The sequence below is a fragment of the Kushneria sinocarnis genome, assembly GCF_003633775.1.
GTDB classification, from domain to species: Bacteria; Pseudomonadota; Gammaproteobacteria; order Pseudomonadales; family Halomonadaceae; genus Kushneria; species Kushneria sinocarnis.
Window position 1 is genome coordinate 171,025 of the sequence record NZ_RBIN01000007.1, and the last position, 11,705, is coordinate 182,729.

The 11,705-nt window shown below is 64.1% G+C and carries 12 protein-coding genes and 1 pseudogene; 7 read left to right on the top strand and 6 right to left on the bottom strand.

Annotated elements, in window-relative coordinates; all coding sequences use genetic code 11:
• Positions 1 to 587: 587 nt before the first annotated feature.
• From C7446_RS12760 to C7446_RS12770, 3 genes are all read right to left on the bottom strand, one after another.
• Positions 588 to 1,412 (bottom strand): manganese catalase family protein, encoded by an 825-nt coding sequence (locus C7446_RS12760; RefSeq protein ID WP_121173499.1) that lies wholly within the window; start codon positions 1,410 to 1,412, stop codon positions 588 to 590.
• A 479-nt stretch (positions 1,413 to 1,891) separates the two neighbouring features.
• Positions 1,892 to 2,641: a glutathione peroxidase gene (locus tag C7446_RS12765; protein ID WP_121173500.1), complete on the bottom strand. Its 750-nt coding sequence runs from the start codon at positions 2,639 to 2,641 to the stop codon at positions 1,892 to 1,894.
• A gap of 268 nt (positions 2,642 to 2,909) precedes the next feature.
• On the bottom strand, positions 2,910 to 3,368 hold the full coding sequence (locus tag C7446_RS12770; RefSeq protein WP_147408775.1) for a DUF6314 family protein: 459 nt from the start codon (positions 3,366 to 3,368) through the stop codon (positions 2,910 to 2,912).
• A 59-nt stretch (positions 3,369 to 3,427) separates the two neighbouring features.
• Between C7446_RS12770 and C7446_RS12775 the strand changes: the two genes are divergently transcribed.
• Positions 3,428 to 4,318, top strand: coding sequence for a DMT family transporter (locus tag C7446_RS12775; protein ID WP_121173502.1), 891 nt, complete (start codon positions 3,428 to 3,430; stop codon positions 4,316 to 4,318).
• A gap of 23 nt (positions 4,319 to 4,341) precedes the next feature.
• On the opposite strand, the gene C7446_RS12780 is transcribed toward C7446_RS12775, so the two are convergent.
• A complete protein-coding gene (locus C7446_RS12780) occupies positions 4,342 to 5,358 on the bottom strand; it encodes a DUF1853 family protein (protein ID WP_121173503.1) in 1,017 nt (338 codons plus the stop codon).
• Positions 5,359 to 5,453: 95 nt separating this feature from the next.
• On the opposite strand from C7446_RS12780, the gene C7446_RS12785 reads away from it, so the two are divergent.
• The 5 genes and pseudogenes from C7446_RS12785 (at position 5,454) to C7446_RS12805 (ending at position 9,503) form a co-directional block, all read left to right on the top strand.
• Positions 5,454 to 6,335, top strand: a complete 882-nt coding sequence (locus C7446_RS12785; RefSeq protein WP_121173504.1) for an NAD(+) kinase — start codon at positions 5,454 to 5,456, stop codon at positions 6,333 to 6,335.
• Between the two features lie 33 nt (positions 6,336 to 6,368).
• Positions 6,369 to 7,370, top strand: a complete 1,002-nt coding sequence (locus C7446_RS12790) for a metallophosphoesterase (RefSeq protein ID WP_121173607.1) — start codon at positions 6,369 to 6,371, stop codon at positions 7,368 to 7,370.
• Positions 7,371 to 7,493: 123 nt separating this feature from the next.
• Positions 7,494 to 8,336, top strand: coding sequence for a rhomboid family intramembrane serine protease (locus tag C7446_RS12795; protein WP_121173505.1), 843 nt, complete (start codon positions 7,494 to 7,496; stop codon positions 8,334 to 8,336).
• Positions 8,337 to 8,362: 26 nt separating this feature from the next.
• Complete coding sequence (locus tag C7446_RS12800) at positions 8,363 to 8,629, top strand: YeaC family protein (protein WP_121173506.1); 267 nt, start codon at positions 8,363 to 8,365, stop codon at positions 8,627 to 8,629.
• Positions 8,630 to 8,759: 130 nt separating this feature from the next.
• A pseudogene (locus C7446_RS12805) lies at positions 8,760 to 9,503 on the top strand (DUF2797 domain-containing protein).
• A 30-nt stretch (positions 9,504 to 9,533) separates the two neighbouring features.
• On the opposite strand, the gene C7446_RS16830 reads toward C7446_RS12805, so the two are convergent.
• Positions 9,534 to 9,854 carry an ATP-grasp domain-containing protein gene (locus C7446_RS16830; RefSeq protein WP_342768376.1) on the bottom strand — a complete coding sequence of 107 codons (321 nt, stop codon included), beginning with the start codon at positions 9,852 to 9,854 and terminating at the stop codon, positions 9,534 to 9,536.
• Positions 9,826 to 11,025 carry a RimK family protein gene (locus tag C7446_RS12810; RefSeq protein ID WP_342768377.1) on the bottom strand — a complete coding sequence of 400 codons (1,200 nt, stop codon included), beginning with the start codon at positions 11,023 to 11,025 and terminating at the stop codon, positions 9,826 to 9,828. Before C7446_RS12810 ends, C7446_RS16830 begins: the two co-directional genes overlap by 29 nt.
• 170 nt (positions 11,026 to 11,195) lie before the next feature.
• Between C7446_RS12810 and C7446_RS12815 the strand changes: the two genes are divergently transcribed.
• Positions 11,196 to 11,705, top strand: a complete 510-nt coding sequence (locus C7446_RS12815; RefSeq protein ID WP_121173507.1) for a GNAT family N-acetyltransferase — start codon at positions 11,196 to 11,198, stop codon at positions 11,703 to 11,705.

The window sequence follows — 11,705 nt, forward strand, 5'->3', positions numbered from 1 at the left end:
AAAGGCCTGTAACAAATCCTTGAAGCCTTTATGGCCGCGAGGCCAGCAAAGCGATGGCGATGTTGTCTTCCACGATGAGGATGGAGAGCCCATCCCGTGGCATCATACATAAAGACCATCAGGCATGTCCGCATGCCTGATAACCCTCATGCATAAAAAAGCCGCTAAGATCATGCCTTTTGCATGTCTCAGCGGCCTTGGAGCTATGTGACGAAAATGTGACCACAGCCGTCAGTTACCTGTGCTTCATGGTCAATAAAGGTCAATCACGTTGCGCGAAGCCAAGCGTAAGTGATTGATTTAAATCAGGTGGGTCGTTTGCGATTGGGCTTGGGAAGCTGATGCTCTACCAACTGAGCTATGCCCGCTCGACCGGCCGGATGAAATGGCCTGAAGCCCGCAATGTAAAGGAGGGAGTGTAACGGGTCAATCGCTGTGTCCGTTCGGTGCGGTAGCATGGTTCGCTGCCGCCGGAATGACGGTGGCCGGAAGGCCGCATTTCCGGGCCCGGCAATGATCGGCCCGGTAATGCGGCAAACCATGCCCGTGGGCCGGCGCAGGGCACCGGACCACGGTCTGCCGGCAGGTTACATCTGCTGCTGCTGGGCGCCGGAGCCGGGGCGGGCCTTGCCCAGTGACGGTTCCTGACCCTTCGGTTCGGGCTGCTGCCTGGCCGAGAACTCGCCGCGACCATCCAGCGAGGGGCCCTGGCTCCAGCGGCCCTGAGGCGCCTCCTTGTCCATCAGGGTATTGAGATAGTAATAGGAGTGCTCGGTGGCCTCGTGCTCGGTTGGCGTCGAATTCGGGATCGGCAGGTTCTCTTCCAGACCGCCCAGCTCCTCGATCACGGCCAGCCACTGCTGCTGATGATAGGTATCCCGGGCAATCAAAAAGGAGAGGAAATCCTTCATGCCCTTGTCATCGGTCCAGTTGTAGAGCCGCGAGGCCAGTACCCGGCCACTCGACTCGGCAGCCACGTTGGCGTTCATGTCGGCGGCGATGTTGCCCGTGGCATAGACGTGACTCATGTCGAAGGGCACGCCATTGGCATTGACCGGCAGTGCGGCAAGACCCGAGGAGAGCAGGTGGCGCGGATTGGCGCCGCCCAGGATGGCATTCATGACCGGGTCCTGTGCAGTGGCTTCCTGGTAGGAGAGCGGCGCCCCTTCCAGATTGAGTGCCACGGCATGGCCCAGCATTTCGATGTGCGAGAGCTCCTCGGTCGCCGTCGACATCAGCATGTCGCGGATTCGGTCATCGCCGCGGGCGCCCATGGCCTGGAAGAAATACTGCATGGCCACACGGATCTCGCCTTCGATCCCGCCGATGGCCTGCTGCAGCATCATGGCGAACTGGGGATTGGGCTCATCGACCCGAACCGGATACTGCAGATGCGAGGAATGATGAAACATGGGACAGCCTCCTTGCGTGTCGCATTTTCGACCGGAAATCGTGACGTGCCGAACAGAACCGTGCGCCGAGTGGCTGCCGGTAACGTCCGACTTCCTTGAAGCTAGCTGGCTGTCGGTTTTCTGCTAATGATCCAAATCAAGCCGGTACGGTTTTTTTCAGCATTTCACGCTGAAGCCTGTCCTGTGCCATGAATCGCTGTCTGCGGCATCCCGCTTTGCCGGGCAAGAGTTATAAATTTGTAACGTCCGGGAGAAAAACCGGATGGGTGGTGTCATAACCGGTAGACGCTCTTTCTTCAGTCGCGAAGGAGTGCGTCTGGCTTACTGTTCCTTTCGACCGCCACCCCGTGTGGCGGTTTTTTAATGTCCGGCATTCGTCGAACGGGCATGAAAAAGGGCAGTGCACCAGCACTGCCCTGATCAGTCTTCCAGCGGCCGGGCACTGCCCGGGCCCGGTCGGCCGGATGAGCGGAATACGCTCAGACGGGTGCTTTCTCACCGAAATGGGCGGCCACTTCTTCTGCACCGCCGATGTGCTTGCCATCGATCCATACCTGGGGAACCGTGGCGTTGCCGGTCATGGCGCGCACCGAGCGGGTGGTGATGTCGCGATTGCCGATGGAGATATCCTCATAGGCAATGTGATGATCGACCAGCATCTGCTTGGCGCGTGCGCAGTAGGGGCAGCCCGGCTTGGAGAAAACGGTGGCGAAGCTGGGCCGGCCCGCGCTGGGGTTGAGATGGTCCAGCATGGTATCGGCATCCGAAACCTCGAAGGGGTCGCCGGGCTTTTCCGGTTCGATGAACATCTTCTCGATGCGGCCATTCTTGACCAGCATGGAATAGCGCCAGCTGCGGCGACCGAAGCCCAGATCGGACTTGTCGACCAGCATGCCCATGCCTTCGGTGAACTCGCCGTTACCGTCGGCAATGAGGGTCAGGTTGCTGGCTTCCTGATGCTCGCCCCACGCTTCCATGACGAAGGGATCGTTGACCGAGAGACAGACGATCTCATCCACCCCGTTGGCAAACAGCTTGTCCGCCAGCTCGTTGTACCGGGGCAGGTGGGTCGAGGAGCAGGTCGGCGTATAGGCGCCGGGCAGTGCGAACACGACCACGGTGCGGTTGGCAAAGATGTCCTTGCTCTCGACATCGACCAGCTGGCCGTTGCGCCGCTGCTTGAAGGTCACCTGTGGCACTTCCTGACCTTCGCGATTGCTCAGTTCCATTTACATCTCCTGTCTCGGTTAGTGTTACGCCGCCCTCGCGACGTCTACCAAAAGCTACTTTAGTCTAAGACTACTGGCGCCGAGTCTGAATTAGCTTGGCTCAACCCTGGCGATTGTTTTTGACTATCCATTTTTATAGTAAAAAGCTATTGATGGCTGTAGCTCCGATCGCCCGGACAAATGATGACGACCGAGTGGCATGAACCCGTGTTGTGGCGATGAGAAGGCGTCCTTGCAACCCCGGCACCGACCTGGTGGCTCGGCGGGCTCATGACGCTCGGGTACCCTCGTAGCGGTAGTAGAGGTGTTCGTTCTTGACCGGTCCGGTAATGATCCATTCCAGCTCGAAACCGTGCTCGCCGGCAGTCAGGCAGGCCCGGTAGCTATCTTCGCCACAGGGATGCGGGCTGGCGCTGATCAGTCCTTCGTGCCGTGCATCGGCCACCAGGTCGAACAGCCAGACCGCTTCATCGGCGCCGCGACGCTCGTGATGCAGTGCCAGGCGATCACCCAGGAAGGTCCAGCGATAAACATTGTGAAAGGGCATGCCGCGATCGTCTGCGCCCTCGGGGGTGAACTCGCCCTGTTCGTGAAAGCGCAGGATGCTTTCTCCTGCCGGCGTTCGGGCTGACGCGACACTGACCTGCCCGTGGCCGTGGCCGGCCCAGCCGCTGAGCGACCCCGGGCCGGGGCGGGAGTGGAAGTCCATGTGCGTGATGGTTCGCATCAGCGATTCGATTGCCGTAAAATCAGTCAACTTCATATGCCTCTTGGGGTTAACCTTGCATGTCCCTGCTTGTCGGCGTCACGATCCTGTGGTCCTTCTCCTTCAGTCTGATCGGTGTCTATCTTGCCGGACAGGTAGACAGCTATTTTGCCGTACTGACACGCATTACGCTGGCCTGTCTGCTGTTTCTGCCCATGCTGCGGCCGCGCCGGGTGCCCATGAATATCCGCTGGGCCCTGATGGGCATCGGCGCCATTCAGCTGGGGCTGATGTATGTCAGCTATTATCACTCCTTCGTGCTGCTGAGCGTCCCCGAGATCCTGCTCTTCACCATCTTCACACCGGTCTATATCGCGCTGATCGATGATCTGCTGGCCGGTCGGTTTCGTCCCTTTTATCTGGTAACGGCAGGACTGTCGGTACTGGGCGCCGCCGTGATCCGTTATCAGGGCGTGAACGAGGCGTACTGGCTGGGTTTTGCCATGGTTCAGGCCGCCAACCTCTGCTTTGCCGTCGGCCAGGTGGGTTACCGCCGCCTGATGCTGCGCACCCGCCTGGAGGTGCCGGCCATTCATCTGTTCGGCTGGTTCTATATCGGTGCGCTGCTGCTGGTACTGCCGGCATGGCTGCTGTGGGGCGACATGTCGCGTCCGGCGACCACGCCGCTGCAGTGGGGCGTGCTGCTCTGGCTGGGGCTGGTCGCATCCGGGCTGGGTTATTTCCTGTGGAATCAGGGCGCCTGCCGGGTGGATGCCGGTACCCTGGCGATCATGAACAACGCCCTGATCCCGGCGGGGCTGGTGGTCAACCTGGTGATCTGGAATCACGATGCCGATCCGTTGCGGCTCGGGCTGGGGGGCGCCATCATCCTGGCGGCCCTGCTGTTCAACCGCTGGTGGCAGCGTCGCTACCCGGTGGCGCCGGCACGGGCCTCCGATTCATCCTCCTGAGCACTCTTCCTCCTGAGCACTCTTCAGCGTGGCCAGGGGGCCAGCGGTAGCCCCCGGCGACGCGAGCCCGGGGTGCGCCGTGGCGGTAGCGGAATCTGCAATGGCCACTCATCGGGCACCAGCATGACGCGCAGTGGGGCGAGTCGATCGCTGCCGACCACCAGTTGCAGCGGCAGGGCATGTCGGGCATGCGCCTGACGCAGCTCCGGCAGCAGCGACTCCGGAAACAGCAGCTCATCCGGACCCGGGAGCGCCAGCCAGTGTGGTCGCCAGAGTTGCGCCACTCCGGTCAGCTGCAGGGTGGTCACGAAGTGCGGCCAGTCCCGCCAGCGCAGCCAGACGCCGGCCGGATGAGCGGGATGGGCGCCGGCCGGTGCCGGCATGCCGGTCAGCTCCGGCAGGCGCGTGGCATCGTCAATCCTGCCCGTGCGACGCTGCCATGGATAGAACAGCGCCCCCTGCAGCGCCATCCGGCAGCGCAGTGGCGGTGCACCGAATTCGCTCAGCGCATCACGTGCCTCCGCTGTCCGGCCCAGCCGGGTCTGGTGGGTCAGCAGATGCAGATGCTTGCGGGCGAGGCTGTCGGGGCCGCCGGTGCCGATCCAGCGGGACTGGGCGGTAGCGGTGCCGGGCCCTTCGGGCAGGCCGAGATAGAACTTGATGGCTACCTCGAGATGAATCGGTGCTGCCCGCTCGCGGTCCTCGTACAGCAGGTCGAGCTCGCCGAGGGTGCGCCGGTTCCGGGTGATCGGCAGATTGTGCGCCAGCAGCCGGGTCGCGGGCGCGCGTGCCAGAATGATCTGCCACAGCCGCTCGACGTAAATGCCCAGCCGCAACGACGGCTCCGCCCCGACATGCTGCTCCAGATCGGCAAGGTCCTGCGCGAGCGCCTCGAACCAGCGGTGACGCTGCTGCCGATCCTCCAGACCCAGTGCAGCGCGGGCGGGGGCACCCGGCAGACGGCTCTCAAGCAGCGGTGGCGTGTCAATCAGCCATGCCAGATCGCGCAGCAGCGGATGACTGTGAGTCTCGGTGTTCATCAGCCCGGATCCGGTGAAGGGGAGGCGAGCGGGCATTTGCCGACGCCCTGTCGCGCCCGCATAATGCGGCTCCAAGCATGAGCCTGGATAAGCGCATGGAGCAATTCAAACATATCGGTCTGATCGGCCGTCTGGGCAGCGATCATGTCGTGGAAACGCTGAATCGGTTGATCGGCTTTCTCGAAGGGCGCGGCTGCCGATTGAGCATCGAGGCTCGTCTGGCCGATGGCCTGAGCAATTGCAATGTGGCCCGGGCGACCCGCGAGGAAATGGGCGCGCAGTGTGACCTGGTGATCGTGATCGGCGGCGATGGCAGCCTGCTTGGTGCGGCCCGGGCGCTCTGTTACAGCAATACGCCGGTGCTGGGCATCAATCGTGGGCGACTGGGCTTTCTGACCGACATTTCGCCCCATGAGCTGGAAGCCCGGGTGACCGAGGTGCTCGAGGGTCGCTACGAGACGGAGTACCGCTTTCTGCTGCAGGCCTCGCTCTATCGCAATGGTGAGCTGATCGGCTCGGCCAGCGGCCTCAATGATGTGGTGCTGCATCCGGCGGCGGCCGTGCGGATGATCGAGTTCGAGCTCTTCGTCGATGAGCAGTTCGTCTACAGTCAGCGCTCCGATGGCCTGATCGTGGCGACACCAACCGGTTCCACTGCCTATGCGCTGTCCGGCGGCGGGCCCATCCTGCATCCGCAGATGGAGGCGATCGTGCTGGTGCCGATGTTCCCGCATACGCTTTCGAGCCGCCCGATCGTGGTCGATTCCGGCAGCAGCATTGCCGTGCGGGTGATTCAGGGGGCCGATGTCGAACTGCAGATCAGCTGTGATGGCCACATGCGCATGGTGGTTCAGCCCGATGATGTCCTGCGGATCGAGCGCAAGCCCGAGCAGTTGCGGCTGATCCATCCTCCCGGCCACAGCTTCTTCGAGGCCTGTCGCAGCAAGCTCGGCTGGAGCAGTCGCTTGCATGACTGAAGTCGGGGCCGCAAGCGCGTTATAATGGTGGCCATGCAGGCAGAACAGTGCGAAGGATTCGACCTGATCGGCGATGTCCACGGTTGCGGCACCGCCCTGGTGGCACTGCTGGAGAAGCTCGGTTACCGGCAGGAGCAGGGCGTCTATCGCCACCCCCGGCGGCTGGCCATCTTTCTGGGTGATCTGATCGACCGGGGGCCGCGTATCCGGCTGACGCTCCGGGTGGTCCGGCGCATGGTAGAGGCCGGTGCGGCCCGGGTGGTGATGGGCAATCACGAGGCTTATGCGCTGCGGCACTGCCTGGACGAGCGCGGCGAGGCAGTAGCCCCGCGGGAGCCACGCAGTGCCCGGATCCTGCACGAGACCCTGGCGCAGTTCAGGGGTCGGGAGCATGAGTGGCGTGATCATCTGCGCTGGTTTTTGCAGATGCCGCTGTGTCTCGAGTATGCCCGCTGTCGGGTGGTTCACGCCTGCTGGGATGAAGCGCTGCTGCGGCCGTTTCTGCAGCAGTACCCGGATGGGCGAATCGACCACCGTTTCCTGGCCGCTGCCCGCCATGCCGGGACCTTCGAGCAGCGTTTGCTCGACCGTGTTACCCGGGGCGTCCATCTGCCGCTCCCGCGGGGGCGAGCGATTCGCTCGCGGGATGGCAGCGTGCGCCATACCTTTCGCGTTCATTTCTGGGCCGTCGACCCGGTCACCTATGGTGATATCGTCTTTCAGCCCGACCCGCTGCCCCGTGATCTCGAATCACGCCGGCTGAGCGAACACGAGCGCCGGCGGCTGGTACACTATGCTGCCGGAGAGCGACCGCTGTTCATCGGTCACTACTGGTGCGAGGGGGTGCCGGCCCTGCCCACGGCCAATATCGCCTGTCTGGACTACAGTGCGGTCAGGTGCGGTCGGCTGGTCGCCTACCGATTCGATGGTCATTCCGGACTCAGTGCCGACCGACTTGTCTGGCTGTCGCTGGCCGATTCCGATCCCGACACGGAAAAAAATCGGCCAATTCGGAATTCCGTCGGGAACTTTTGAATCCGGCCGCCGTCAGAGTAGGTGTTCCCTTGAATGATCCCTTGCTCTTGCCCGGCGGCTCCAACCGCCGGGTATTTTTTTGCTGGAAGGTCGGCAATACCCCGGAGCAGATCAGGAGCAGGCATGCCGACGATGCTGCGCTTTCCCCACGATCGGGATCTCGGGTCCCTGCGCCAGGCGCTGTGGGCGCATCGCATTACCCATCATTACGACCGCGATGACGAGGAGCAGCGGATCTGGCTGCTGGATGACGCGCATCAGCAGCAGGCCCGAGAGCTGATCGAGCGCTGGCAGCAGGGCGAGTCACTGCTTCCGGAGACGCCGGTCAGCAAACCGTCGAGCGGGGTGGTCGATGCCCTGCGGGGTGCTCCGCTGGTCACACTGACCCTGCTGGTGTGCTGCCTGGTCTTCATCGCCTTCCAGCTGCTGGGGGATGGGGTGCTGGGCCGGCTGACCATCGTGCCGCTGAGCGTACAGGACAATCAGCTGCAGGCCGGCACCCTCGGGGCAGCGCTGGCAAGCGGACAGCTGTGGCGGCTGGTGACGCCCGCGCTGCTGCACTTCAGCTGGATGCACCTGATCTTCAACATGCTGTGGCTGTGGTACTTTGGCCGTCAGGTCGAACGCATCGAGGGCGTCGGTCGAACGCTACTGCTGCTGCTGGTGCCGGCGGTGGCTGCCAATCTGGCCCAGTATGCGACCGGCACGGTGCTGTTCGGCGGCATGTCCGGCGTCGACTATGCCCTGCTGGGATTCGTCTGGCTGAGCGCGCGGCGACGCCCCGAGCGCGGCTACCAGATTCCCCAGGCGCTGATGGTCTTCATGCTGATCTGGCTGGTGATTACCATGACCGATATCACGGCCCGGCTGGGCTTTGGCCACGTTGCCAACGAGGCCCATCTGGGCGGCCTGCTGTGCGGACTGGCGCTGGCCTGGCTGATGACGCCGGGCCGCCTGCACCAGTGAATCTCTCCATTCGGGATATCTTCATCATGAGTGACATGACCTTCGACGGGATGATCGAGCGCATGACGCCCGACATCTATACCAGCCTCAGACAGGCCGTGGAGCGGCGCAAGTGGCCCGATGGCCGCCTGCTCAGCGAGCAGCAGCTCGAGCTCTGTCTGGAAGCGGTGCTCAAGTACGAACATCACCATGACGTGCCGGTCGACGAGCGCATCGGACACATCGATCGGGAGGGCTGCTCGAGTGATCGGGAGGGCAATGCCGAGGGCGAGCGCCTGAAATGGGTCAACTGAATTGGCCGGACTTCGCCCTGTGGCGATGCGTGGTGTCCTGCAGCGCCTGCTGATCGAGCCCGGCCTGCCGGCAGGCTACACCCTGCAGCTGGGTGAGCATGCACTGGCACTCAACGAGCGGCTGGGCGAGATGCTGACCCTGCGGCCTACCGGCCAGCGATATTGCCTGCACTGCGCGCGCCCGGCGACCCGGCTGGCTGCCGGCGGCTACTGCAGCGAGTGCGCCAGCCGGCTGGCACGCTGTGACAGCTGTATCGTGCGACCGGAAACCTGCCACTACCATCTGGGAACCTGTCGCGAGCCGGCATGGGGCGAGCGCCACTGCTTCACACCCCATGTCGTCTATCTGGCCAATACTTCCGGGCTCAAGGTGGGGATCACCCGGGCCGGGCGACTGCCCGGGCGCTGGCTCGAGCAGGGGGCCAGCTAGGCGCTGCCGATCCTCGAGGTGGCGTCGCGTCGGCAGGCCGGGCTGGTGGAGGCACTGCTGCGCCAGCGGGTCAGTGATCGCACCGCCTGGCAGCGCATGCTGCGCGGACCGCTGCCGAGCCAGGATCTGCCCGCATGGCGCGATCGGCTGCTCGAGGAGTTCGCACCGGAGCTTGCGGCACTGCGCGAACGGTTCGGCGCCGATAGCATGCGGGTGCCCGAGGAGACGACAGTGGCCCGCTTCGATTACCCTCTGCCGGAGGCGCCGACCCGGCTGGTGGCTCTCGATGCCACCGCTCGGCCAGAAACCTCGGGGCAGCTGCTGGGCATGAAGGGCCAGTACCTGATGCTTGATACGGGAGTGATCAATCCGCGCCGCCATGGCGGCCACGAGTTCGAGCTCTCCGTGACGCCCCCGACGCGCCGGCAGCTCGGCCTTTTCTGAAGTGCCGAAGCAGGCGCCGACAGGGTGGGTTCAGGCCCCGTTGCGCGGCCGATGGAGGCGTTCCATGCGCTCCACAAAGCAGTCCATCACCTGCCCGTAGAGTTCACGGCCCAGTACGACATCCTCGACCCCGGCGTCAAGATTGGGATTGTCGTTGACCTCGATCACCACTACCCGTTCGCCGGCCTGCTTGATATCCACCCCATAGAGGCCGTTGCCGATCAGCCGGGCGGCGCGCAGGGCCGCGCGCGTTACCTTGTCCGGTACTTCGGCAGGGTCGAGGGTCTCGAAGCCGCCGCTGCGTACCCGGCCGTGGCTGTGGTCATAGATCTGCCAGTGCCCGCGCGCCATGTAGTAGCGACTGGCGAACAGCAGCCGGCCGTCGAGAATGCCGATCCGCCAGTCGTACTCGGTGGGCAGCCACTCCTGCAGCAGCAGCAGGGCGGAGTCCTCGAACAGTCGGCGGGCCTCGGTTTCGAGCTGGCCGGGAGAGTCGATGCGCACCCCCCCCCCGCGAAAAGGCGCCATCGGGGATCTTGAGCACCTGCGGCCAGCTCAGGGTTCCGGCCAGCTCGCGTAGCCGTCGGAAATCACCGCGATAGAGCAGATGCCCCTGCGGCGCGGGGATGCCCCGTGCCTGCAGCAGTGCATGCAGATAGACCTTGTTGGTGCAGCGCAGGATCGACTGTGGATCGTCGATGACCACCAGTCCCTCGTGTTCGGCACGGCGTGCCATGCGCCAGGTGTGATGATCCAGCCGGGTGGTTTCGCGAATGAAGAGCCCATCGAAGGCGGCCAGCCGCCCCTCGTCGCGGCGGGTGATCAGGCTGACGTCGAGGCCGCGTTCGCGGCCGGCGCGAATGAACTGCTTGAGCGCGCTACGATTGCTGGGCGGCAGGCTTTCCTGTGGATCGACCAGCATCGCCAGGTCGAAGCGGTAGCGGCGCCGGGCAGTCGGTGAACGCCATACCTTGCGGGTGTGCTGGTTGAGTGCTCCGGCGAAACGGTCCTCCTCATGCTCCTCGAGCGCCGAGAGGGGAAGCGGGCGCAGCCGGGAGAGCCGCCACCGATCGCTGCGACGGGTCAGGCGGGCTTCCATCAGCGGGCAGGGCAGCCGCTCGAACAGCCGTCGACCCAGCCGGTCCAGCCCCTCGCTGCAGGTACGGCCGAAGAAGAGACGCAGGCGCATCGTATCGCCGGTGAGTATGCCGCGTCGGGCGAGCTCCGCCATGAGTTCGTCGAGACCGGCCAGTTCCAGATCGATCAGCGCCTTGCGGGACAGCTGGTTGAGGGTTTCCACGCCGGGCTGGACCCGCTGCCCCCGCGCCTCGGCCAGCAGCGAGACATAGTAGCCGGTGCCGAGATAGTCGAGGCCACTGCACAGGTTGATGACATGGGTGGCGTCATCCGGCCGGGCAGCGGCTTCGAGCGCCAGATAGTCGTCGGCGGTGATCAGGTCGTCACTGGGATAGTACGGGCGCCAGTCGGCGAGTCGGTCGACCACGATACGAAGGCGGGACATGAGGCCTCTCTGACAGAGCGTTGCCAAAGGCCTAACATCGGTTCTCCCGGCGGTGGCGTCAACAGCGGTAGTGCCATGTCACGATGCCGGTCCGGCATGGTAGCGTTGAAGCAGGATGCCAAACGGCCACACGGGTGGCTCTGAACCACATGGTACGGAGGGTGCGGGAGATGACGCTCCTGATCAGATCGGCCGGGAGCGGGGATCTGCAAGCGCTGCTGGCACTGGAACGGGCCTGTTTCGAACAGGATGGTTTCAATCGCCGTCAGCTGGTTTATCTGCTGACGCGCGCCAACGCCCGCACCCTGGTGATGCTGGATCCCGAGGCCCGGCCGTGCGGCTACGGTACCCTGCTGTTTCGCCGCAACAGCCGGCGGGTACGGCTCTACTCGTTCTGCATTCATCCCGGCCAGCGCGGTAGTGGCAACGGTCGTCACCTGCTGAAGGCGCTGGAAGCGCTGGCCCGACAGGCCGGTGGCGAGCAGCTGCAGCTCGAGGTGCGTGCCGACAACCGTGCCGCCATTGCGCTCTATCGGCGCATGGGATATCGGCCGCTGGGATGGCTGGACGGCTACTACGAGGATGGCTGCGGCGGCTGGAAGATGAGCCGCTCGCTGAGCGAGCCTGAGAAGGCGCCAGCCTGGCAGCCGGTGGCCGACGATGCGGCGGTGTCCTCCTGA